Raw genomic sequence first — 23,544 nt, 5'->3', positions numbered from 1 at the left:
TCCATCCGGTTCGCGCTTCTTCTTCAGGTTATTGCGCTTTTTTGAGATTATTGGGCTACTTCTGCTTTTTCCGCAGTCAGCGTAATATTCGCAAACGTGTCTGCATCGTACTCCTTGCCGCGGGTAATATCGTAATTGGCTACCCGATTATTCACTGCCTCTAACGAGTAACGGAATAACGTCGGTACGATGGGTGCCTCCTCGCTCATATACGCCTGCCACTGATTGTATATATCTTTACGATAATTGTCGTCAAAGGCTTTAACAGACACCCCTTCCCGCAACAGCTTATCATTCTCTTCACTCGTAAAACGCGAATAGTTAAAGCTGGCTCCGCGTCCATACAGTCCACTAGGGTCTATATCTGAACCCGTACTCCACGCACCGCCAAAAATATCAATGTCGGGGTCATCCTTTTGCACACGATCATAGAAAGAATTGAACTCAAGCAGACGACCGTCCACCAGCTCGACATGAAGTCCGACATCCTTCCAGTTTTGCAAATAAAACTTCGCCAGCGATTCAGCTGTCGCATCTCCGCTCATTGCCGCATAATGGAGCACCAGTTCCTTGCCCTTAGGGTCCTCACGGTATCCATCTCCATTGGTGTCCACATAGCCTGCCTCGTCCAGCAGCTTTTTCGCCTTGTCCGTGTCATACGTGATGCCCTTTGCATTCATATCATGATATCCCTTAAAGGCAGGCGGAATCAGGGATGTTGCTGGAATCCGAAGTCCATGATAGAGCTGCTTGCCGACCTGCTCATTATTCAGCGCATAGCCAAGGGCCAGACGCAATGACTTGTTCGCCAGCTTGGCGTTCGGGTCCATGATATTTAGATTCTTGGCCTGATCGAATTTGCCCATCTTAAAGCCTACATAGCTATAAGATAATTCCTCCTGACCGAGAAACTGTACATTTTTCGGATTGCTGGCCTCATTGTAACGGGTGGTTGGATAGCTGGCCCAGTCAACTTCTCCACTTTTCAGCGCCTCGGTAATGACATTTGGGTTCACCACCTTCAGATGAAGGCCATCCAACTTGGGCTCACCGTGGAAATAATCTTCATTTTTGACGAATTCCACAGATTCACCTGTGACCATAGATTTAATTTTGAACGGCCCATAGCCAATCGGATTTTTACGAACAGGATCAGATCCGGCCATATCTTTCACGGGAATATTCTGAAATACCTTTTTCTCCAGTGGTGTAGACCACAGTCCCGATTTCACCGAAGGATTAGGTTCCTTGAAATGAATGGTAACCTCTTTCTCATTCAGCACCTTGATGCCAGAAATGGTTTTGGCCTTACCCGCGTGATAATCCTCCATGCCCACAATGTTGGTCATAAAGCTATCATAACGCGGGCCTTCGTAGTCTTTATGACCGATCACTTCATAGGAAAAAGCATAGTCCTCTGCCGTTACGGGATTACCATCCGTCCAGTTCAGCTTGGGATCAATTTTGACAGTCACAGCCTTATTGTCTGGGGAAAAGGAAATCGTCGCCGCCCCTTTACCGTCAATATTTAGATTGGAGTCAATCGAAAACATAGAAGGGTAGAAAAACTGGAAGACTTCAAAATCAGGATTGCCTTCATAAAATACAGGATTCAGAATACCTTCAAAAGGGGTATCAGACACGAGTGCATAATTGATGATGCCACCCTTAATCGGCGCCTTATCGTTCTTGACCGCCTTCGCCAGCGCTGTCGCATTCACCTGCTTGCTGTCGGACCCTGAGCCGCCTGTACCGTCAGACGATTTCCCTCCATTTGAAGCGGAAGGCGAACCGCTGCATGCGGCCAGTGAAAATACCAAAATTGCAGATAGAACAGGCAGAATTCCTTTTTTCCAGCGTTTAACCATTGTAAATCCCTCCTTGTCATTGTCCTTATCCTTGAACTTCAGTTAACCCAATCGTTGTCTGGCATCCGTGGCGCGTTTGAGCGCCTGGCCAATAAAGTTAATCGCCAGCATTAGCACCAAAATAAGCAGTGATGCAGGCAACCACATCCACCAGCTATTCTGCAAAACATCCGGGTCATTGGCATAACTCACCAGTGTACCCAAGCTTGGAGTAGATTCCGGTAAGCCAAAGCCGAGATAAGAAAGCCCGGTCTCAATCCCGATATTCCCCGCGAGGCTGAGGGTCAGATTGACGATCACGACCGAGCTAAGATTGGGCAGCACGCCAAACCAGATGATTTTCCAATTGGGTGTGCCAAGGGTTTTGGAAGCCTGCACATAATCCAGTTCGCGCTCCGACAACACCTTGGCTCGGATCAGACGTGCTTTCCCAATCCATAAAAAGGCAGTCATAATGAAAATAAAGGACCCTATGCCGCTTTTGGGTACAATGCTGACAAACACGATGACCAGCATCAAAAACGGAAGCACCAGAATAAAATCAATGATTCGCATGATGATGTTATCGACCAGTCCCCCATAAAAACCAGCCAGCAAACCTAACGTTAAGCCAATAGCGGCGGATAACAATGTAATCGTAAAGCCGATGGTGAAGGAATTGCGGGCTCCAATGACCAGCTGACCGAAAATATCCCTACCCGCTCGATCTGTCCCTAGCCAATGCACTGAGCCTGGAGCTTCACGGATCGCGCCCAAATCGACCGTCGTGACTACATCCTGATTTACAAACAGGACAGAGGCATATATAAAGATCAAGAACAGAATTACAAAGCCAATGGAAACCAAGGACATTTTGTCACGCACCAGCTCACGACGTAGTACAGACCAACTGGATGGTGATTTACGAATGATTTCCGGCGTGAAGACCTCTTCCACCTGTATAGACACCATAATCCCTCCCTTTCTCTAGACTTGTTCGCTATTCAATTCGAATGCGGGGATCGACTTTGCTTAGGATGACATCAGATAAAAGAGTTCCTAATAGCGCCAAGAAGCCAGAGATCATGACCAGCGCGTTCACGACTGAAAAATCCCGTTGAGTGATGGACTGGAGAAATAATTGGCCCAACCCCGGATAACCGAAAATAGATTCAAGAAAAATATTGCCTGCAATTACTCCCGTCAGGTCATAGCCCAAAAAGGCAGCAATCGGCAATAGAGAGTTTTTGAAAATATGGCGGGAATAAATTTTACCTTCGGGTACCCCTTTGGAACGCGCTGTTTTCACAAAATCCTTCAGTCTTGTGTCAATGACCTCATTGCGCAAATACTGAATCGTAGCCGTTGTACTGAGCAATGCGCCTGTAACCGCCGGTAAAATGAGATGATACGACTTGTTCACGTAATATGACCATGTCCCCGGCTCCACGCCTACATCCACACTGCCGCTGGTTGGAAACCAGCCGAGCCTGAATCCGAATACGTACAGCAGCAACAACGCGAGTATAAATAAAGGTGTCGCAAAGCTGAGATAGGTATAGCCCACTACGGTTTTGTCCAGCAAACTATGCTGATAACGACCGCTGAGTACGCCGAGCGGAATGGCGATCAGATACGTCAGAACCAGAATTACTACGCCCAGAAAGAACGTGTTCCCCAGACGGCTGCCAATCAGATCGGTAACGCTAATTTTATGTACATAAGATTTGCCCAGATCCCCGTGAGCAAGCTGGACGAGCCAGTTCCCATACTGCACCCACACCGGATCATTCAGTCCCAGTCTTTGTCGCTGTTCTTCCAGTGCGGCCGGATTCAGATTGGGTGTCGAAGTAATAAGTCCTGTCAGGGCATCCCCCGGCATTGCCTTAGCTAGGAAAAATATAAGCACGCTCAGTGCAAAAAGTTGAGGGATCATAACCAGCAGCCGACGCAGTGTAAATTTCCACATATTCTGTACCCCCCTTATGGTAGCGCGACTTGATGGGATGGACTTACTGATTTTAGTGCAAACGGCTTTCCACTCGCGTCTAGATGTTTGGATAGCTCTGTTTTGTAGGAGGATAAAAGCATTCGCCTTTTCTTGGCAATTTCCAGTCTTTTTGTAGGATCAATATTGGGAATGGTTGCAATGAGGCGCTGGGTATACAGATGCTGTGGACGCTCATAAATGTCTTGCTCGCTCCCCTGTTCCACTAGACGTCCTCGGTACATAATACCGATTTGGTCGCACATATGGCGGATAATACCCAAGTCATGACTGATGAAAAGATACGTTAAATTAAACTCCCGCTGCACATCCTTCATAAAATTAAGCACCTGTGCCTGCACGGAAACGTCCAGCGCCGACACCGGCTCATCAGCAATGATCAGTTTGGGGTTTAATGTCAGCGCACGCGCGATCCCGATCCGCTGCCGCTGCCCCCCGGAAAATTCATGCGGATATTTGTAGGCTGCATCGGCGTTCAAGCCGACCTTTTCCAGCAACGTCTGTACTTTCCTTCGTTCTTCCTCACTGCTCAGCCTTTCAAAATTTCGCAGCGGTTCAGCAATGACATCCAATACGCGCTTACGCGGGTTGAGCGAAGAGTATGGGTCCTGAAAAATCATCTGAATATCTCTACGCAGTGGATGGCGATTGTTACGGCTCAGAGCTGCAAGGTCCTTTCCTTTAAACAGAAGCCGTCCGCTCGTCAGCTTATTTAGACCGATGATCGTCCTGCCTGTCGTCGTTTTTCCACAACCGGATTCTCCCACCAGCCCGTATGTCTGGCCTGCCTCAATGCTGATCGACACGCCATCCACTGCTTTCACCTGATCGATAACACGCTGGAAGAAACCACCGCGCACCGGATAGTGGACCCTCAGATCATTTAACTCCAGTAGTGCCATGAGCAGCCTCCCCCTTTGCCTCGTCTTCAAAATGAAAATGCTGATAACATGTACAACGGACCCAATGTCCAGGGGAAATTTCATTTAGTTGGGGATGGTCTTCATGCACTCTCTCCTGAATCCAAGGAATACGCGGAGCAAAGCGGCAACTATTGCGGGGGATATCTTGTAATGAGGGAACAATGCCGCCGATGACATGCAGTGATTCCCCCTTGGTATGCGATCCCGGCATAGAAGCAAGCAAAGAACGCGTATACGGATGCTGTGGATGCCTGAATAATTCAAAAACATCAGCGCTCTCCACGATTTCTCCGGCATACATGACCACCACGCGGTCGGCTACTTCTGCCACAACACCAAGATCGTGCGTAATCAGGATAATTCCGCTCTCAGTCTCCTGTTGAAGCTGTTTGAGCAAGTCGAGAATTTGCGATTGGATCGTTACATCGAGCGCAGTCGTCGGCTCATCTGCAATAATAAGAGAAGGTCGACAAGCTATGGCAATCGCGATCATCACACGCTGCCGCATCCCTCCTGACAGTTCATGCGGATACTGATCATACACACGCACAGGATTCGGTATATCTACACTTTCCAGCAGCTCCAGCACACGTTCCCTTTTTTGCTTCGTAGATAGTGACGTATGATAATCAAGATTTTCCTCAATCTGCTTGCCAATGCTCATCAACGGGTTGAGTGCTGTCAGCGGGTCCTGAAAAATCATACCAATGCCCGCTCCGCGGATTTTATTCATTTGCCCTGAGGAAAGACGGTTCAGGTCCGTGCCTTTAAAAAGGACCTCTCCCTCTACACGTGTGCGTTCCATGTCATGCAGTTGCGGGATAGAAAGCGCCAGCGCGCTTTTGCCACAGCCAGATTCTCCGACTACAGCCAGCACTTCATTGGGGTTGACCGTCAGATCCAGATGGTCGACTGCGGGGTGATATTGATCCTTGATGCGAAAAGAGACGGATAATCCTTTAATTTCCAACACGGGTTCGGTATTCAATGCGCGCTTCCTCCATTCTCCATGGTCTTGTCCCGCTTATTCTCACCATGTTTGATGTTTAAAACCTCTCATGAACATTACATACCGTTTTTGTCGGAATAATTTGAATACATCCTATCACCAGTATATGGATATATCAATTAAGATTATGCTATCAACATCATTTAAAAAATCAATGATCCAGCAGTAGCGCGGCCTTTCTGGCACAAAATGTAATGAAATAACCAACCACAGGTTAATTTTCATCACAAAAAAAGTCGCCTGATCCCTCTACAGGGATCAAACGACTAACTAGCACCAGCTCACATTGAGCTCCTCACGATAATTATGATGCCGCTCCATAGGAGCCAGACTTGAACGTTCTAGGATCATACCATTTGTAGCCTGCTGCCGGAGCAGACCAAGGCTCAGCCTGCGGTTCGGTAGAAGCCGCAGGCTCCTCGAATGGCAGAAGCTTCGTTGGTTGATCCAGAGTCAAGCCTTCCACATCGGACAATTTCGTGTAGTCCTGCTTCCATGCAAGCCATTGGACCGTTTGCACCAGGAAGGTGGAATCATCCACTTCCTCGAAACCATCATATGTCTTCTTCGACTGTCCGTTTTCCTCACGCACATATTTCGGTGTAGCATCTTCTACAGGGGAAGAATCACCGATGAACGCTGCCTTGCCTTGACCTACCTTGGAGATAGCGGCATAAGGCCCTTCTGCACGGCCCCCGCCATTATAAACTCCCTGGTCTACAGCATTCCCCCATTTTTTCGTGCCTGAAGGGATATAAGCAATGCCTTTAGCCTTGGTAGGATCAATAATAGCCAGCGTAGATCCTGCATGCATTGCAATCGAGCGCACACCCTTGGTAATGCCGAAAGATTGATCTGCGGCTACTATGTCAGTAGCATTCACGTCACCAAGCGCATTATAACGGAAACGAACACCAAAGTTGGTCGCCAGCCAATCGGAGCTTGTTAATCCTTGCATCGCCGGTGATGCTGCTTCTTCTGCAGTCATGCCTTTGGCCGGATTAGTATAGGCTCCACGACGGTAGCCATTCATAACTTCGGAGGAATCCCAACGGTTTTTGTTACGGTCCGCATTATAATGATCGGAGATGAAGAAGACGCTCCCCCCGTTATTCACGTATTGCAGCAGAGCGGCCTGCTCGGATGCCTTAAAGGCAACATTCGCTTCACCAATAATGAACACATCATATTGGCGCAGCTTGTCATATGTTATGGCCTGCTCTCCATAAGTAAAAGGAATGGGACGATTCAATTGGTCTACCGTAAAGCCTACATTACGCAGTCCATTGGCAAAGTCGGAAAAGGCGCCTTCAATGACCCAATCTGCTGCACCAGCGGTCTGTGCGTGCGTATTATCGAACAGCACCTTTTTGCCTTTTCCATCCGGCAATGTAGTACCGGGTTGACCCGGGTTGCCAGGTTCACCTGGTTCCCCCGGTTCGCTTCCGCCCACCAGTTCAACAGCGCTTGGGCTTTTCACTCCACCAAAATTATTGTAGGCGCCGAGTGTACCCGTCACACGAATTTTGCTGCCGATCAGCTCAGGATGGCCTGACAGCCCAAATTGCCCTCTATACGCTGAAGTCAGCTGTACATCCAATAGATTAGACGTATTACGTTCATTTGCCTGATCGGCAATCAGTACGTTAAAATCATTCGCGAACGGAGAAGAAAAGTTAGCCGTTTTCGATCCGGTAGCATGTCCGACAATGAAGCCTTCCACCGTCACCGTACCTCCACTGCTTTGGCCCTGAAGTGCTTCGGCTACTGTCGATGCTCCCTCTGCCTTGACCTGACCGAGTGGAACGAAGATCCCGATCAGCAGTGATACGATTGCTGCTAGATGCAGCATCCCTTTTAAGCGTGAACCTGTGAACCGCAAGCCTTTTACCATACGTCAATATCCCTCCTATGTTTTCCATAAATGTACTTGTCCTTTATCAGATTAGCCGCCAATCTTCTAATTCCTTCCTGATTTCATCCATAATTATGTAAATTTTAATCTTTTTTATTGGAAACGCACCTGTTTATGTAAAAATTGAACCCTGTGATTGACACCGAGCACGGCATACATTACCCTAAGAAAGACATGTAGAACGGTATACGCGAATGAAGATGACGGGAGAGTCTGTCCAGGGAGCCTACACTCTGGCGGCACCGAAGGAGCAAGACGCCAGCACCCGGCTGGCGGATAATCTCTCAGGTCCATGTATCGTCATCTGACGCAACTCTGGAGAGAGCGCAAGCCACCCAAGGGGTAAGGCGGTAAGAACACCGCACGAAACTCTCAGGTAACGAGGACAGAGATAAGGGAAACTTCCTTATCCTGTCCTTTTTTGTGCTCACATTGTGCGTCAGCATTAGGAACCGTCATAACCGCGCAAAGACGCGGAAATACCATATAGTATGGTATTAGAACATACAGGGGGCCACACCATGCGTTTCAAAGATGTATTTTCTATTATCGGCCCGGCCATGACCGGACCTTCCAGTTCACACACCGCAGGCGCGGTGCGACTCGCACGCGTTGCCCGGCACTGGCTCGGAGCGCAGCCTGACCGTGCCCGCATGACATTATACGGCTCCTTTGCCGATACGTATAAAGGACACGGTACAGATCTGGCGCTCATCGCAGGACTGCTTAATTACGATACGGACGATCACCGGATTCCCGATGCCGAGCAGTGGGCCGAACAAGCCGGGATGGCCGTGGAATTCGCCGTCAGCGGACTCCCCGCCCCTCATCCGAACACTGTCCGTTTCGAGCTGTGGAAGGGCGAGGATCAGCGCACACTGTTGGGCTCCTCCATCGGCGGCGGCAGCATCCATGTCCAGCAACTGAATGAATTCCGGGTCAATCTGACCGGGGAGCTGCCTACGCTGGTGCTTCTCCACTCAGATAAACCCGGTACATTAGGTGCGGTGACTTCAGCGCTCGGCGCTGCTGACATTAACATTGCCTATATGCATGTGGATCGCAAAGGCCGAGATGGTGAAGCACTTACCGCCATCGAAACGGACAGTCCACCTACGGCTGAACTGATCGCAAAACTGCGCTCTTTGCCTCATATGTATGAAATTAAAATGATTAATTTGAAAAAAGGAGCTGAATCCGATGCGGTTTAGCCATTTGCATGAGATCAGCGCTTTATGCGCTGAAGAATCCACCACGATTGGCCGCTTGATGATTCAAGAGCAGGTACAAGAAACGAATACAACGGAGGAAGAAATCTTTCGTCAAATGTCTGATTATTATGAAGTCATGAAGGAAGCCGTTCATCGCGGACAGACACAAGACACCGTATCCCGCAGTGGATTGACGGGCGGGGACGGCAAGCGCCTAGCCGAGTATCTGCGGGCAGGGGAAACCTGCTCCGGCGATGCCTCCGCGCTCGCCATGGCTTATGCCCTCTCCGTGTCGGAGGTTAATGCATCCATGGGTCGCATTGTCGCCACGCCTACCGCAGGCTCATGTGGGGTTATCCCTGGTGTATTCATCAGTGCGCAGGAGCGGTTCGGCTGGGATGATGAGCATATGGTGAACGGACTATTCGCCGCTGGAGCTATTGGCTACGTGATCGCCAACAACTCCTTCATTTCTGGCGCGGAGGGAGGCTGTCAGGCTGAGATTGGCTCAGCTATCGGGATGGCCGCTGGTGCTATGGTCGAGCTGCGCGGTGGTACGCCTGAACAGGCTGTTCACGCCGTGGGTCTCGCTCTTAAGAACACGCTCGGCCTGATTTGCGACCCCGTCGCCGGACTCGTGGAGATCCCGTGCATTGTGCGCAACGGGCTGGGAGCCGTGACTGCGCTTGCCGCAGCGGACATGGCTTTGGCGGGTGTGCGTAGCGCTATTCCGTCTGACGAAGTCATTGACGTGATGCTTGAAGTCGGCAGTGCGATGCCGTCGAAGCACCGCGAGACTGCCAAAGGCGGCTTGGCCCAGACGCCGACTGGCAAGCGTTTGACCGAATCACTTACACGCAACACACCGACCAAGAAGGATAAGTCATAATTTATAAGCGGAAGCCTCCTTAAAATAAAAAGAGCAAGCCTATCGTCCTTGGACGTATGCTTGCTCTCTTTTTTACTGAACGGTTACCTGTACCTTTGTCATTTTACCTGCATATTTCACAGTAATTACAGCTTTACCCTTGCCCTGTGCCTTAATGTTACCGTCTTTGACGGTCGCAACAATAATTCTGGACGAGGACCAGACAGCCGGTTTGGAAACATCCTTCTCCGACTCATCCTTATACGTGGCTGTAGCCGTAACCTTAGCCAGCTGTCCTGCCTTCAAATTCAAAGCAACTTCGTCTGTTTGCAGGTATTTAAGCGTATCAACATCCACGGGTACACTAATTACCTTCCCGCCAAACTTCGCCTGAATGTTAGCTTTACCGTAGCTAACCGCAGTAACCTGACCCTTTTTAACAGTGGCTACCTTATAATTAGACGTTTTCCATTCAGCTTGGGCCGTAACGTCCTTTTCTTTACCATCACTCGATTTAACCACAATCGCGATGGTTTTTTGATCTCCAGATTTGAGCGATAGCGCGATTGCATCCGCTTCAATCTTTTGCGCTACGTCCACTTCTACCGTAAACGTAATGTTTTGCTTGCCATATGAAGCAGTCACAGTTGCCTTACCGCTACCATTCGCTTTAATCAAACCTTCGCTAACCTCAACCACTTTTACATTGCTAGTTGTCCAGGTGGCGTCCTTAGTTACATCTGTTTTTGTACCGCCACTCTTAACTCCTGTTACTTTCAGTTGCTTCGTTTCCTGAGCACCAAGCGCAATTACACGCGAGTCTGTTTCCAGACGGTCTACAAGGCCTACTTGCACGTTAATCGTCAGTTTTTTGCCATTATAGGTCGCTGTAATAACCGCTTTACCAGCGGATTTACCCGTAATCGTTCCTTTGGACACAGAGGCAATATCTTCTGCACTTGAAGTCCATTCTGCATCCTGTGTTACATCTTCTTTACGTCCATCCGCATAAGTAGCCGTCAGAGTTGCAGTATAGTCCTCATCAATATCAATCGTTGCCGTTTTGGAGGACAGAGACAGATCACCGGGTACATTTACGGATACCGTAGCTGTAACTGTTTTACCACCATAAGAAGCGGTGATCGTAGCCTCACCTGTTTTATAACCCGTAACTTCTCCCGCACTGACAAAAGCGATGTCTTCATTGCTGGACTTCCACTCTGCCTTACTTGTGATATCTTCTTCCGTACCTGTTACATACGTTGCGGTCAGCTTGAGCTTTTTGGATTCCTTGGCATTCAGGCTCAGCTTGTCCTCACTCAAATCCAGATATCTGGAGGTTTCGACATCTGTCTTGATCGAAACGGTCTTATCTCCATACTTAGCGGTCACCGTAGCCGAACCCGCTCCAATCGCCATAATCGTTCCCTTATTCACAGTCGCAATTTTTTCATCGCTTGATGTCCAAGTAGCTTTATCTGTGATATCCGTTACCGTCCCATCCGGATAAACGGCAGAAACTTGTACTTTTTTAGATTCATCCAGACGGAGAAAAATATTGGATTCGCTGGCTTTCAGCTTATTCGTTTGATCGACATCCACCGAAATCGTAGCAGACATCGTGCCATATTTACCTGTAATTGTCGCCTTACCCGCACTATAGCCGGTAATGGTGCCTTTCAGTACATCCGCCACGGCTGCATTACTGGAGCTCCACTCAGCGGACTCTGTCACGTCCTGTACCGATCCATCCGGGAACGTCGCTGAAAGCTTAACCTTCTCAGTATCCTTCAACAAAAGAGAAACCTCTGATGAACTGACATCGAGACGTTTAACCTGCTCCACCTGCACAGCAATGGTTACGGTCTGTTGACCATATACGGCCTTAATATTAGCTGTACCTGCTCCCTGAGCGGTAACCAATCCGTTAACTACTGTGGCTACCTTTTGATTATCGGAGGTCCAAGTAGCATCACCCGAAACCTGAGCTGTTGTATTATCACTGTATGTCGCTGTCAAATCAACCTGTCCTGTACCGCTTGAACGCAAGTTCAGGCTTTGTACACTGGATGTCAGCGCCTTAACCTTTTTCGTTACATGTACCTGAACCGATTGCACCTTCTCTTTATAGGTCGCAACCACGGTGGCTTCCCCTTCAGCCTTGGCCGAAACTGTACCATTATACACAGTAGCAATAGCTGTATTATCACTTTTCCAATCCGTGCTTACGGTTACATTCGAGGTTGTCCCATCGCTAAAAACAGCAGTAGCCGTCAACGCAGCCGTATCTCCCTGCTGCAAAGTTACCTCGTTAGAGGAAAGGACAATCTTGGAAAGCACCGCATCCGCAGCAGATGCAAATCCTGCATATGATGTAAAACTTGAAATCAGGATGACCAACGCCAGAAAACCGGACCATCTATTCTTCAAAATCTAATTCCCTCCCATTTCAAAACTTAAATTAAGGATTTCGCAAAATCCTTACACCTACGTTTTATGTCGTCATATGGAAAAGAATAGTTTAGGCTTCGAAGGAAATTTGGTCCTTATTAACTAGATCGTTTCTGATAAAGATTAGACATTACAATTTGTGTAGCTTCAGAGCCATAGTGAAGAGTTTTCTCAACAGATCCACAATCTCGCATTTACAAACAGCTATATGCTGCTGCGCGAACTCTTAAATGATGGTATTCTTCCATATTAGGAGCCAGTTGGTGCATATAAACGACGGAGTAATCAGATGGCTTTACATTAACAGCTCAGCCACCGTTTCCTTCCAACGATGGATCACTGATTCCGGTTCCTTGAGACGGACTGTGACACCTGTCAAGATATCCGCATATTGGGCCGAATCTTCTCTGGCTGCAAAAACATGAGCCGCAAATCGCTCACGTACATGCTTGGCTCCAGGCAAAGCAGGCAGATGTTCCAGTGATAACCGCACATAATGCGCCTTCCCTCCGGTGAACACCGCAAGCGTCGCCTTCCCAGTACGGATCATGTTGCCTGTCGTGGTCGTACCCGGCCATAGTGCCAGACGCAAATTCCCCTCGTCCCGCGCTACAACCTCGCCCACACTAATCATCGCTATGTGCGGCCACTGATCTTCCGTGACCGTCAGCAGCATCATTGCTTCATGCTGCTTGTCCTTCAGCTCCTTACCGTCTAGCAGCGTAAACAGTTCCTTACCGATCCTTGGTGTCTGCATGAAGTATATTCCCCTTTACTTTTGGCCTATAACTTCAAAGTACCATAATTTACGGCTACTTACGAACGACCCTATATCCGCTCTGGAATAGGAGGAACATGAGCAGCATTCGGAATATCTTGGGGGTTTACCTTGAACGCCGATTTATACTTTGCTGGATCCGTAATGCTATCCGGTTCTGAGGTCCGCCATGTGAACAGGCATACAGGGCACAACAAAACCTCCCAGGCGCCTTTAACTGGCGAGCGGGTAACTACCTCCGAACGATTAGATTCACAACGGGGACAAATATGCATCTGTCAGCACTCCTTTAATCTTTCTTTATTTTTAAAAATATTCAGCGAAGCATTTGGCTCAACTTTTTCTCCCATTCTGCTACACCCAACGGGGAATCGAGCGACTGCGAGTAATGTCCTCTAATATCCGGTGCTACAGGTGTCGTCGCATCCAATATCATTTTGTGCGTCATACCTGCCGGATCAGAGCCGGGGTCAAGCGGTAAAATAGACAAGCCAGGAACAATGACAGCATCATGCTTTGGATGAAGCTTGGTGGATAAAGCCCACATGACCTGCGGAAGATTGAACGGATCGACCTCCTCATCCACCACAATCACGAGCTTGCAATACCCCAATCCATGCGGAGTCGTTAACGCACGCATCCCCACAGCCTTTGCAAAGCCGCCATATCGGGTTTTCGTGGAAATAATAGCGACCAGCCCATGCGTATACATGGCATTAACAGCCACGATTTCATTAGGAAAAGCATCCTTAAGTTGCTGAAACAACGGTACACTTGTATTCACACCGATCATATAATCCGTTTCCGTCCAAGGCATCCCGATGTACAGATGCTCAAAGATAGGCTGTTTGCGGTGATATACACGATTAATCTGAATGACTGGCATCGCGCGGCCGCCGGAATAGTGACCTGTGAATTCACCGAATGGACCTTCATACTCACGTTCACCTGCTAACACTTCGCCTTCCAAAATGACCTCGGCTCCCCAAGGCAGATCCAGATCTGCATCCTTCGCTTTGACCACACGATAAGGCTCACCCTGAATGGCGCCCGCCATCTCATATTCGGATTGATCGTACAGCAACGGCGTAGAAGCAGCCGTTGTAATCACAGGCTCACATCCGAGGGCAATAGCCACCTTCAGATTTTCTCCGCGCTCCTCAGCCTGACGGATATGGATCGCAATATCATGCTGTGGTACAGGCTGGATGCCCAAACGGTTCTTGCCTTTCACCTGCATCCGGTATAAGCCGACATTTTGCTTACCGTAGGTGTCCGGGTCATCCAGATCGCGTGAAACTAGAATGGCTTTATCCAGATAAAACCCTCCGTCCCCCTGATTCAAACGAAACAACGGCAAAATATCAAACAAATTAATATCCTCTGTAATCTCGACTTCATGAAAGGGTGCGGTTTCTTCCCGCTTCACGGGCACCGGAAATTGTCCATAGCGTCTGGCAAATTCAAAAAACTGCTCCTTGAGCGGCGTGTTTTTGGGCATTCCCATCATGAGGGCGTGATTGGGCCAGGAGCCCATCACATTCATTGCAATACGAGCATCCGTATATCCATAGATGTTGTTGAAAAAGAGAGCAGGCGTCTTATCACCAAGATTGTTTAACGCTCTGTTAGCTGCTGCCAGGTCCGGCTCTGGCTTTACCTCATCGCTAATCGTGAGTAATTGTCCTTCCTTTTCCAAGGTGTGTAGAAAATCGCGAAAGTCTTTATAGGCCATCATTCATTCTCCTTCGTCTTTCGATTTCTCAATTCTGGTGCAGTCTGGAGTCATTCTGCTTCATTCCATCCCAGCGTTTGGCTGCGGTTGTGACAATACCGAACTGATCCAATGCACGAAAAACAATATGATCCACCAATTCCTCGATACTTGCAGGATGATTATAAAAGGCAGGCATCGGCGGCAGGATCATCACGCCCATACGTGACAGCTCCAGCATATTTTCCAGATGGATACTGCTTAATGGTGTTTCTCTGGTCATGAGCAGCAGCTTCTTTCGCTCCTTCAGTATCACATCCGCTGATCGGGTAAGCAGGTTGTCCGCCATACCAATACGAATGGAGGCAAGGGTCTTCATGCTGCAAGGAGCGACGACCATGCCGTCTACTCGAAAGGAGCCGCTGGAAATACGCGCAGCCTGATCCTTATACGAGTAAACTGCATCCGCCATTGCCTCCACTTCCTTCACCGTGTAGCCTGTCTCATAGGGGATGTTCGCAATAGCCCACGGGGATAGCACCAGATGGCTTTGGACCCCAGCCTCTCGTAATTGTTGCAATATACGGATACCAAAGATCGACCCTGTCGCTCCCGATATTCCTACAATGATTTTCTTCATATGTCCCCTCCTTCCATCCCATCGTTTTATGTTCACCCATGCATTACTGTCAAAAATTATACGCCCGTTCCCTGCACACGAAAAATATATATAATATATGTAATGCATACTTTAAAAGTATTCAAATCGAAGCGTTGTTTAGAAATGAGGAGGAATCCCCCAATGGACTTGAAGCATCTGCATTACTTTTGCGTCATCGTGGAGGAAGGGCAAATCACCAAGGCCGCCAGAACGCTCAACATGGCCCAGCCTCCACTGAGTCAACAACTCAAAAATATGGAGGACGAGCTTGGTGTAAAGCTGATTTACCGTGAAGGAAAGAAGTGGGAAGTTACCGAGGCCGGGTATACACTGTATACACGCGCCAAACGATTATTGGCTGAAATGGAGGACACCTGTAGAGAAATTGGGGAGTTTGAAAACAAAGTAACCGGCACACTTGCTATAGGCACGTCATCCGCCTGTATGTCTCTGATTACTGAACAACTCAGTCGCTTTCATCAGGTTTATCCAGAGGTATACGTTAAAATAGGACACGGAGACACACATCATCTGGAAGAGCTGCTGCACCAAAATAAAGTTGATCTGGCCCTGCTGCTGCTTCCGGTAGATGACAAATCGTACCATACGATTGAACTGGAGGGCGTTTCTTTTGTTGCGGTTCTTCCGTGTGAATGGGCAGATCGCCATCCCAGTGGGGAAATTACATTACAGGAAGCTGCCAGCTATGACCTCTTGTTGGGACGCCGAACAGAAGGACACGGACTATACGAAACCGTCATCCGCAAATTTCAGGAACACCATCTTATTCCGCGCGTCGTACTAGACTGTCCAGAAATATCGACCATTCTCTCGCTCGTTTCCACAGGCATGGGAATTACCATTATTCCAGACGCTGGCTTGGGACAAGAATACGGGGACAGATTTCGCACACTCTCCATTAAGGAGCCATTCCCCTTCACACAGCCTGCCGTCGTATGGCGCAAAGATCGTTATTTATCCAATGCAGCTCGCAAATTTGTTGAACTGCTACAAGCTGGAGACACAAAAAAGACTGTTCCCGAGTAGATGCTCTACCGCTCTACTCCTGAAACAGTCTGATGCTAGATGAACTTCCTTCATTCGGTCGTTGATACCGCCTTACTTGACTCCTTGATGCCGATACTCGGTTGGAGTCATTCCACATTTGCGCCGGAATACCTGTGTAAAATGCCGCATATCCTGATAGCCGATCCGCTCCGAAATATCAGCCAGCCGCAGATGAGGATCACTGAGCAGCCGCTTCGCCTCCTCCATACGCAGGCAAATGACATAATCCTTGTAGCCTTGTCCCGTCTTTTGCTTGAATAACTGGCTGAAATACACCGGATTCAAAAATACGATTGAAGCCACCTTCTCCAGCGACAGCTCCTCTGTAAAGTGAGCCCGAATGTATTGCAATGCCACATCTACCGTATGCATGCCTTTGCGCAGACATTCTCCTGTATCCGCTGCTGCGGCTGCAATCTCCTCTGGTGTACGTCTTAGTCGCGCCACCTCTTCAGGTATGGAGGCAAAATTGTGATGAACACCCGAACGTGTAATTTGTAGGGGCACCTTCACATAACGCTTCAGATGGGATTCGAGCAACGTCTCTAGCCGTGCGGCCTCTGCTTCATCCCTTAGCCTTGCAATGCCCAGCAGACTATGGCGGTCTAGACTGACGACAAAGCCGCTGCCTCCTGCCTCAATGAGCTCGGACAGTACATTTTCAATCATAAAATGCTCCAGATGCGTCTGCTTGTGATCAGGTTCCATGCGAACCATGAAGAGATGGAATTCCGGATAATTTTCGACAAAAGGCTGTATATCCAGCTTGCCCGTGTCCAGTCCAAGGGCATAGCGTTGGAAAACGGCTTCACGCAAATAAACCATATTGGATTTGAGAAGCCTACCCTCGTTCGCCTGCTGCGAGGCCACAAGCGCTTCGGCTGCCAGTATTTCAATGCATTCCAGCAGCTTTCTTTTACCAATCGGCTTTAACAGGTAGTCTTTGGCACCCAGCTTTACTGCTCTTTGTGCATAATGGAAGTCGGAATGGGCCGAAATGACAACCCACTGCAGATGAGGATGCTTTCGCTTAGAAATACGCATGAATTCCAGACCATCCATACCGGGCATCAGGATATCAGTTAATACAATATCTACAGGATGCTCCGCCAGAATGCCTGCTGCCTCCTCGGTGGAAGCAGCGAGATGAATGCCGCAGGTTGGTAGAGCTTGGCCAATGGTACGCCGAATCCCCTGCCGAATCATATTTTCATCGTCAGCTATCAGAATATTCATGTTTCTCCTCCTTCTGTGGCAGAGGCACACTTACAGTGACTGTTGTTCCGGCCCCAGGTACGCTAGAGATCCGTAGGCCGTACTCTTCTCCGAACATGTGCCGTAGCCGTAAATTTAGGTTTTGCAGGCCGATGCCTCCCGCCTGCCCGCTGCCCGCCTGTTTGCTGCCGGGTTCTGCCAAAGCGACCTGGACCACCTCCCATCGTTCGTACTCCATCCCTGCACCGTTGTCGATGATGTGCAGGCTCAATACACCGCCATATTCCTCCGCTCTGACGAGCAGCTTGCCACCTGGATCCGCATGAAGAGGCTCCAATCCGTGCTTCACCGCATTTTCAATCAATGGCTGTAAGGTCATTTTCGGCAAGCGGATATCCATCCATCGTTCTTCAATATTGATGTCTACGGATACCCTGCCCTCCAGCCGGGCTTGGATAATGGTAAGATAGTGGCCAACCTGCTCCACTTCTTCACGAAGGCTTACATCGGTCCCCTCTTCCCAATGGCTGCTGTAACGGAACATATGGGATAAGGAGAGAACCACCTCTCCGAGCTGATCTTGTCCCTTTTCGTCCAGCATCCAATAGATCATATCCAGCGTATTATATAGAAAATGGGGATTGACCTGCGTCTGTAGCGCGTGCAGCTCCGCATTTTTTTCGCTGACCGATGATATACGCACCAGCTCAATCAGCTCTGCAATCCGTCTTACCATATGGTTAAAAGAGGTAGCTAGTTGATTGATTTCTTCATAGGATTTGGTGTTTACCGTATGACGGAAATTTCCTGTCTCTACCCGCTTCATTTCCCGAATGACTCGCTTGAGTGGAAGGGAAATGCTCCTGGAGACGATAGATGCAATTAACGCCGACACAATAATAAGTATAGGTGCCACGATAAATAAGTACCTTTGATTTTGCACCAGCTCCACGTTCAGATCCTCACTAGGTGTCACACTAATCACAGACCAGTCGGCAAACGGCAACTTGGAAGCGATTACAACTCTTTCATTACTTCGATTTACAATAACATCCTCCTCCGGTACCTGCTGCTCTAGATTTTGCAAATCCGGTGGCGGATCAGAGGAAGTGGCCGACACAATTCGATTTTCATGACCCAACAAATATACCTGACTATTGGTGCCTAACCGCAAATTGTGGAGAGCGGACAATACAGAACGCGGCTCAGCCTCAAACAGGACAATACCAATCGGCTTGTGTTCATCCAGATCATAGAGCTGCCGCCCAAACGCAAACACGGGTCTGGTTTCCACCTGATCAATGACAGAGTGAGGATACACGCCCAGCCATGCAATTTTGCCCGCCGACTTTCGAATTTCCTTATACCATTCCGTATGTTCGTAATGAGTATCAATGACATTCATATAATTTCCATAGTTATATACCTTGCCTGTGTCTGTGATGACATGGATGCCAATCAGATCCTCACGCGAATAATAGATAGCCCCCAGAATATTCGTAATCGTACGTTCGTTGATGTAATTGACAGCAGGTAAATCACTACTATCCGTCGTCAACAGACGAACCAAATCCATATTGTTGCTGATCGATTTGGAGAGACTGTTATAGCTGCCGAGTAGCAATTCGAATAGGCCTGCCGTCTGGGATACATTTTTACGCGCCAGTTCGCTGACCTTATCATGGAACTGCACCGTAGTACGGTTGTAAAATAATAGACTGACCGCCAGCACAATGCCGGACATGCTCAATAGGAACAGAACAAACAAGCGGTATTGAATGGATTGAAAACGGCGCATCATACCACCGCGCGCTCCTTTCGCATCGGCCGCCTATCCTTTAACCGCTCCCGCAACCATGCCCTTGGTGATATTTTCGGACAGAACAAAATAAATAATAATGACCGGTAAGGCACCCATGACTAGAAAAGCACCAATATTACCGTAGTTCACAGAATACTGGCTGACGAACGTATATACGCCGAAAGGGAGAGTTTTGAGCTTCTCGGATGAGATAAAGGTGGCAGCCATAATGTATTCATTCCAGATGTTAATGAAAGTTAAAATACATACCGTCATGATAGGCGGAATCGAGATGGGTAAGATTACACTGCGGAAAATACGATAAATGCTTGCTCCGTCAATGTAAGCGGATTCTTCAATTTCGTGGGGAATGGACCGCATAAAGCCGGATAGGATGAAGACCGCAATCGGTGTCTGAAAAGCAATGTAGGGTAAAATCAGTGAGAAATACGTATTCAGAATATGGACGTTTTTAAACATCACCATCAGCGGCAGTAGTGTGGCTTGCATCGGGATCATCATCCCGATCAAAAACAAAGTCAGCACAACAGCCCCGAAGCGCCAACGAAAACGTGTAATCGCATAAGCAGTCATCGAGCTTAATAAAATGACGAAAATCATCGTAACCCCGGTCACCAGCACACTGTTTCCTAAATAACGCAAGTAGCTCCCTGATTCATAGGCTTCCTGATAGTTGTGCCACTGGGGCACTTGAGGGAGTGCAAAGAAACTTGAGCTCAATATCTCTTCATTCGTCTTCAACGAATAGGTCAGCAGCCAAAAGAGTGGATACAGCTGCGTGACAATTAAGATTGCCAATAAGGAAAAGACTCCCGTTTTTTTCAAGGCATTCACAGTTCCATCTCCTTTAGCTTACCTTATTTTCGATTCTTTTGAAAACAAAATTTATCACAATTGTAAATGACAAGCAAATCACTACGAGAATTGAAGCCAATGCGCTGCCATATCCGTATTTCATCGATAAAAAGGACATATTGTACATATACGTGGATACAGTATCCGTCGCATGGGCTGGTCCTCCACCCGTCATCACCCATATCAAATCAAACGATTGCAGGGAGCCGATAAATGCTAATACAATTGATATCTTGAAAATAGGTACAATGAGCGGCAGCGTAATATAGCGGTCTGCTTTGAATCCATCAGCTCCATCAATTTTGGCTGCTTCGTACAACTCATTCGGTATGTTTTGTACTCCGGTAAACTGGATAAGCAAATGATAGCCAAAATACTGCCACAACGATACAAAATAGAGGGCGTACATCGCTATCTGCGGTTCCGTCAGCCATGAGCGTGTCCAGCTTTCCAGCCCAATCGCCATCAAAATACCGTTCAGCATTCCACCCATCGAGGCCGGATTATAGATCGTCTTCCACAGCTGCCCGATAATGACCACCGATAGAATAACCGGCAGAAAATACATCGTAACCAGCGTATTGGCCTTACGCACATAACGATTAAGCAAGATCGCCAGCAGCAGACAGAACGGAATCTCCAGCATGGAAAACACAGCAAACATCATAGTCCGTTTCACGGATGGCCAGAATACTGAATCTGCTGTAAAAATCCGCTCAAAATTAGCCAGCCCCACGAACTTTGCCTCGGCAATTCCGTTCCAATCCAGCAATCCACAATACACCGACACCAGAATCGGAACAAATACCATACAGGTATACAACAACAGGCAGGGTAGCACGAAAACGGCAATGGTACGTGCTGGCACCTTCAGTACATTCATGCTCTAATCTCCTTTGTGTTGATTCTGAACATCTTCTGAGGATGCGAAACCTACATGATTTCCAATCAGGGAAGAAGCATTCTGCCCCCTCCCTAGTGCCTGCTACTTCAGGATTTTGCAAAATTCAATGCCAGTCGCTCCAAAGTGTAATATCTAGACGAACCAGGCCAATTTGATCTATATATTGTTCATTGGGAGTCGCTTATTGGATTTTTGCAAAATCCTCACTTATTTATTCGCTTCAAAAGTGTTCTGATGTTCCTTGGCAACTTGTGCAGAGTCTTCCTTTTGCACGAACAGGTTTTGAATGCTACTCAGATGCGCCTGCGCAATAGCCGGATTCATCGTATTATCAAAAGCGAGATCGCCCCCTTTTACATTCTTGAACAGCTCATTAAGACTAATCGCTAACTCGGAGTAGCCCGCTTCCTTCAGATCACCCTTCATTTTCTGACCGCTGCCAATCGCATTTTTCAAATCAAACTGAATTTTGGGCATCTCCTTAATAAAATAGTGCAGAAAATCCTTCGTTTCCTGTAAATGCTCACTGTTCGCAGATACCGCAAATGCGCTGCCCGGCGCAATTACATACTCATTCACATCACCCTTGCCATTCACCGTAGGGAATTGAAACGCTCCTACCTTACCCGCTACCGAAGAAGCATCAATTGACCCCGTTTCCCATGTACCCATGATATACATCGCGGCTTTTCCTGTTTTAAAAATATTACCGCCTGCATTGTAGTCAATAGAAGTAGCTCCATCCGGGAAAGCTCCTGACTGCACCAACTCCTGAAATGCATCCACCGCTTCCACAAAAGCCGGGTCGTTAAACGTCTTTTTGCCGTCCAGTACATCATTGAGAAAATTCGGTCCTTCATTCGTACGCAACAAAATGTTCATAAAAAGGAGGGACCCCGTCCATGAATCCTTTTCCCCAATGGCAATCGGAGTAATTCCCTTCGCCTTTAGCGTTTTGACCGTCGTAATCAGCTCGTCAAAGGTGGTCGGCAACTTCTGGATTCCCGCCTGCTTGAACAGTTCCTTATTGTAAAACACCACTTCTATATTGTTGCCATCCGGAAAAGCGTAGAGCTTATCGTCGAAACTATAGTAATTAAGAAGTCCATTCTGAAATGTATCTTTTAACCCCTCTTTATCAGCCACATCGTTTAATGGAGCCAGCAGCCCGGCATCTACAAATGGCTTCATCTGTGCAGCCGGGTTTACAATCGTGATATCAGGTACTTCCTTCGCCGCTGCCTGTGTCTTCAGCTTAAGCTTTTGTTGATCTGTATTTAGCGAATCCAATTCAATTTTGACATGAGGATGATCCTGCTCGTATTGACCTACAATTTGCTTAATCATTTTGTACGAAGGGGTGCTCGGATCAGGATTAATGTTCTGAAAGGTAATCGTAACATCTTTCGTTGCGGTGCCTCTGCTCGGTTCTCCTGAATTTCCCGGACTTGCGCTTTGTCCGTTATTACAAGCTGCCAGCGTCAATGCCAAGGCGCTCGCCACCACTACGGCAAACGCTTTCATTTTTGTTCTGCTCATGGTCTTTTTCCTCCTCTTGTTGAAGCATTGCGCAATTTGCCCTCCTTATTGGTGGACACTCAATGCCCGCTTGTTCTTTTCATTATGTTCCATAGAAAAGACGTGAACAATGCGTGAACTTAAGGAGAAGGGTTTGTTTTTTCAAGCCCTCATTTGCGTGCTTCAAAATTCATTCATATCATAACTTGCAATTTATCTAGAACACAGGCATAATATGAATAAGATCATCTTTTGATAATGATTATCATTATTAAATGATAAATACACATAGACTTTAAAGGAGGCAGGACCGCAGTGAAAGAAACTTTCAGTAAAACCTCCCTGCATATTGATGATTATTTGGACCTTCTCAATCTTGCCGTACAAGTCGGAGATACCAAGTGGCAAAAAGAAATTACCCGTAAACTTCTAGCCTTGAGTGTCCTTCAGACAGAACAGGTTGAAATAGATTAACTTCCCCAGTTAATACTGTCCTTAGTTAAAAATGCTAACTAAGCACCACTATACAAAGGACAACCAGGATATCATAAAACTTTTGACCGAATCCATGAGAAAGACCTTTCATGTGAATGATAAATGAATTGGTTATAGGAAAAAGAGCACAGCCTTTAAGGCTGTGCTCTTTTATCTTGCTTGGCGACGTCCTACTCTCCCAGGACCCTGCGGTCCAAGTACCATCGGCGCTGGAGGGCTTAACGGTCGTGTTCGGGATGGGTACGTGTGGAACCCCTCCGCTATCGCCACCAAACATGAATT

General features: G+C 47.8%; 20 protein-coding genes, 1 rRNA gene and 1 riboswitch. Of the genes, 4 read left to right on the top strand and 17 right to left on the bottom strand.

Annotated features, from left to right (window positions below; translation table 11 throughout):
• Positions 1-47: 47 nt before the first annotated feature.
• From opp4A to WA407_RS16965, 6 genes are all read right to left on the bottom strand, one after another.
• Positions 48-1,868 (bottom strand): oligopeptide ABC transporter substrate-binding protein, encoded by a 1,821-nt coding sequence (gene opp4A, locus WA407_RS16990; RefSeq protein WP_336077847.1) that lies wholly within the window; start codon positions 1,866-1,868, stop codon positions 48-50.
• Positions 1,869-1,910: 42 nt separating this feature from the next.
• Positions 1,911-2,819 carry an ABC transporter permease gene (locus WA407_RS16985; RefSeq protein WP_013308435.1) on the bottom strand — a complete coding sequence of 303 codons (909 nt, stop codon included), beginning with the start codon at positions 2,817-2,819 and terminating at the stop codon, positions 1,911-1,913.
• A 28-nt stretch (positions 2,820-2,847) separates the two neighbouring features.
• The gene (opp4B, locus tag WA407_RS16980) at positions 2,848-3,816 is read right to left on the bottom strand and encodes an oligopeptide ABC transporter permease (protein WP_104497429.1); all 969 of its coding nucleotides are present in this window, start codon (positions 3,814-3,816) and stop codon (positions 2,848-2,850) included.
• 14 nt (positions 3,817-3,830) lie between these two features.
• The gene (locus tag WA407_RS16975) at positions 3,831-4,757 is read right to left on the bottom strand and encodes an ABC transporter ATP-binding protein (RefSeq protein WP_336077846.1); all 927 of its coding nucleotides are present in this window, start codon (positions 4,755-4,757) and stop codon (positions 3,831-3,833) included.
• The gene (locus WA407_RS16970) at positions 4,735-5,766 is read right to left on the bottom strand and encodes an ABC transporter ATP-binding protein (RefSeq protein ID WP_336077845.1); all 1,032 of its coding nucleotides are present in this window, start codon (positions 5,764-5,766) and stop codon (positions 4,735-4,737) included. Before WA407_RS16970 ends, WA407_RS16975 begins: the two co-directional genes overlap by 23 nt.
• Positions 5,767-6,091: 325 nt before the next feature.
• Entirely contained in the window at positions 6,092-7,681 is a 1,590-nt protein-coding gene (locus WA407_RS16965; protein WP_336077844.1) for a DUF6359 domain-containing protein, read from the bottom strand.
• Between the two features lie 215 nt (positions 7,682-7,896).
• Positions 7,897-8,012: riboswitch (glycine riboswitch) on the top strand.
• A 211-nt stretch (positions 8,013-8,223) separates the two neighbouring features.
• Here WA407_RS16965 and sdaAB point away from each other — a divergent pair.
• Together sdaAB and sdaAA are read left to right on the top strand one after the other, a co-directional pair.
• Entirely contained in the window at positions 8,224-8,913 is a 690-nt protein-coding gene (gene sdaAB / locus WA407_RS16960; protein ID WP_235307017.1) for an L-serine ammonia-lyase, iron-sulfur-dependent subunit beta, read from the top strand.
• Positions 8,903-9,802, top strand: coding sequence for an L-serine ammonia-lyase, iron-sulfur-dependent, subunit alpha (sdaAA, locus tag WA407_RS16955; RefSeq protein ID WP_071639258.1), 900 nt, complete (start codon positions 8,903-8,905; stop codon positions 9,800-9,802). Before sdaAB ends, sdaAA begins: the two co-directional genes overlap by 11 nt.
• 72 nt (positions 9,803-9,874) lie before the next feature.
• Here the strand turns inward: sdaAA and WA407_RS16950 are convergent, their stop codons facing one another.
• The 5 genes from WA407_RS16950 to WA407_RS16930 all read right to left on the bottom strand — a co-directional run bounded on the left by WA407_RS16950 (position 9,875) and on the right by WA407_RS16930 (position 15,364).
• Positions 9,875-12,211 carry an Ig-like domain-containing protein gene (locus tag WA407_RS16950; RefSeq protein ID WP_250259735.1) on the bottom strand — a complete coding sequence of 779 codons (2,337 nt, stop codon included), beginning with the start codon at positions 12,209-12,211 and terminating at the stop codon, positions 9,875-9,877.
• A 316-nt stretch (positions 12,212-12,527) separates the two neighbouring features.
• On the bottom strand, positions 12,528-12,989 hold the full coding sequence (locus WA407_RS16945; protein ID WP_336077842.1) for a pyridoxamine 5'-phosphate oxidase family protein: 462 nt from the start codon (positions 12,987-12,989) through the stop codon (positions 12,528-12,530).
• Positions 12,990-13,060: 71 nt separating this feature from the next.
• Positions 13,061-13,285, bottom strand: a complete 225-nt coding sequence (locus tag WA407_RS16940; protein WP_028541239.1) for a non-oxidative hydroxyarylic acid decarboxylases subunit D — start codon at positions 13,283-13,285, stop codon at positions 13,061-13,063.
• 41 nt (positions 13,286-13,326) lie between these two features.
• Positions 13,327-14,745 carry a non-oxidative hydroxyarylic acid decarboxylases subunit C gene (locus tag WA407_RS16935; RefSeq protein ID WP_336077841.1) on the bottom strand — a complete coding sequence of 473 codons (1,419 nt, stop codon included), beginning with the start codon at positions 14,743-14,745 and terminating at the stop codon, positions 13,327-13,329.
• 28 nt (positions 14,746-14,773) lie between these two features.
• Positions 14,774-15,364 (bottom strand): flavin prenyltransferase UbiX, encoded by a 591-nt coding sequence (locus WA407_RS16930; protein ID WP_013369033.1) that lies wholly within the window; start codon positions 15,362-15,364, stop codon positions 14,774-14,776.
• A gap of 162 nt (positions 15,365-15,526) precedes the next feature.
• Here WA407_RS16930 and WA407_RS16925 point away from each other — a divergent pair, with 162 nt between their 5' ends.
• The gene (locus WA407_RS16925; RefSeq protein ID WP_235307012.1) at positions 15,527-16,432 is read left to right on the top strand and encodes a LysR family transcriptional regulator; all 906 of its coding nucleotides are present in this window, start codon (positions 15,527-15,529) and stop codon (positions 16,430-16,432) included.
• Between the two features lie 72 nt (positions 16,433-16,504).
• Here WA407_RS16925 and WA407_RS16920 read toward each other — a convergent pair whose 3' ends face one another.
• The 5 genes from WA407_RS16920 to WA407_RS16900 form a co-directional block, all read right to left on the bottom strand.
• Complete coding sequence (locus tag WA407_RS16920; protein WP_025723834.1) at positions 16,505-17,689, bottom strand: response regulator; 1,185 nt, start codon at positions 17,687-17,689, stop codon at positions 16,505-16,507.
• Positions 17,670-19,469, bottom strand: coding sequence for a sensor histidine kinase (locus WA407_RS16915; RefSeq protein WP_336077837.1), 1,800 nt, complete (start codon positions 19,467-19,469; stop codon positions 17,670-17,672). Before WA407_RS16915 ends, WA407_RS16920 begins: the two co-directional genes overlap by 20 nt.
• A gap of 30 nt (positions 19,470-19,499) precedes the next feature.
• Positions 19,500-20,324, bottom strand: coding sequence for a carbohydrate ABC transporter permease (locus WA407_RS16910; protein WP_043882033.1), 825 nt, complete (start codon positions 20,322-20,324; stop codon positions 19,500-19,502).
• A gap of 13 nt (positions 20,325-20,337) precedes the next feature.
• On the bottom strand, positions 20,338-21,228 hold the full coding sequence (locus WA407_RS16905; RefSeq protein ID WP_336077836.1) for a carbohydrate ABC transporter permease: 891 nt from the start codon (positions 21,226-21,228) through the stop codon (positions 20,338-20,340).
• Between the two features lie 228 nt (positions 21,229-21,456).
• Positions 21,457-22,788, bottom strand: coding sequence for an extracellular solute-binding protein (locus WA407_RS16900; protein WP_235307010.1), 1,332 nt, complete (start codon positions 22,786-22,788; stop codon positions 21,457-21,459).
• A gap of 294 nt (positions 22,789-23,082) precedes the next feature.
• Between WA407_RS16900 and WA407_RS16895 the strand changes: the two genes are divergently transcribed.
• Positions 23,083-23,241: a hypothetical protein gene (locus WA407_RS16895; protein ID WP_235307009.1), complete on the top strand. Its 159-nt coding sequence runs from the start codon at positions 23,083-23,085 to the stop codon at positions 23,239-23,241.
• Positions 23,242-23,419: 178 nt separating this feature from the next.
• Here WA407_RS16895 and rrf read toward each other — a convergent pair.
• Positions 23,420-23,536: ribosomal RNA gene (gene rrf / locus WA407_RS16890) — 5S ribosomal RNA — on the bottom strand.
• Positions 23,537-23,544: the final 8 nt, after the last annotated feature.

It is taken from the genome of Paenibacillus sp. 203, assembly GCF_037027525.1.
Lineage (GTDB): Bacteria > Bacillota > Bacilli > Paenibacillales > Paenibacillaceae > Paenibacillus > Paenibacillus polymyxa_B.
This window is presented reverse-complemented; position numbering and strand designations above follow the sequence as displayed.

Excerpts from the sequence above, each read along its gene's own strand:
- WA407_RS16900 (WP_235307010.1), bottom strand. The coding sequence starts at position 22,788 with ATGAGCAGAACAAAAATGAAAGCGTTTGCCGTAGTGGTGGCGAGCGCC.
- WA407_RS16945 (WP_336077842.1), bottom strand. The coding sequence starts at position 12,989 with ATGCAGACACCAAGGATCGGTAAGGAACTGTTTACGCTGCTAGACGGT.
- WA407_RS16940 (WP_028541239.1), bottom strand. The coding sequence starts at position 13,285 with ATGCATATTTGTCCCCGTTGTGAATCTAATCGTTCGGAGGTAGTTACC.
- opp4A (WP_336077847.1), bottom strand. The coding sequence starts at position 1,868 with ATGGTTAAACGCTGGAAAAAAGGAATTCTGCCTGTTCTATCTGCAATT.
- WA407_RS16930 (WP_013369033.1), bottom strand. The coding sequence starts at position 15,364 with ATGAAGAAAATCATTGTAGGAATATCGGGAGCGACAGGGTCGATCTTT.
- WA407_RS16975 (WP_336077846.1), bottom strand. The coding sequence starts at position 4,757 with ATGGCACTACTGGAGTTAAATGATCTGAGGGTCCACTATCCGGTGCGC.
- WA407_RS16985 (WP_013308435.1), bottom strand. The coding sequence starts at position 2,819 with ATGGTGTCTATACAGGTGGAAGAGGTCTTCACGCCGGAAATCATTCGT.
- sdaAB (WP_235307017.1), top strand. The coding sequence starts at position 8,224 with ATGCGTTTCAAAGATGTATTTTCTATTATCGGCCCGGCCATGACCGGA.
- WA407_RS16915 (WP_336077837.1), bottom strand. The coding sequence starts at position 19,469 with ATGATGCGCCGTTTTCAATCCATTCAATACCGCTTGTTTGTTCTGTTC.
- WA407_RS16935 (WP_336077841.1), bottom strand. The coding sequence starts at position 14,745 with ATGGCCTATAAAGACTTTCGCGATTTTCTACACACCTTGGAAAAGGAA.
- WA407_RS16905 (WP_336077836.1), bottom strand. The coding sequence starts at position 21,228 with ATGAATGTACTGAAGGTGCCAGCACGTACCATTGCCGTTTTCGTGCTA.
- WA407_RS16925 (WP_235307012.1), top strand. The coding sequence starts at position 15,527 with ATGGACTTGAAGCATCTGCATTACTTTTGCGTCATCGTGGAGGAAGGG.
- sdaAA (WP_071639258.1), top strand. The coding sequence starts at position 8,903 with ATGCGGTTTAGCCATTTGCATGAGATCAGCGCTTTATGCGCTGAAGAA.
- WA407_RS16920 (WP_025723834.1), bottom strand. The coding sequence starts at position 17,689 with ATGAATATTCTGATAGCTGACGATGAAAATATGATTCGGCAGGGGATT.
- WA407_RS16965 (WP_336077844.1), bottom strand. The coding sequence starts at position 7,681 with ATGGTAAAAGGCTTGCGGTTCACAGGTTCACGCTTAAAAGGGATGCTG.
- opp4B (WP_104497429.1), bottom strand. The coding sequence starts at position 3,816 with ATGTGGAAATTTACACTGCGTCGGCTGCTGGTTATGATCCCTCAACTT.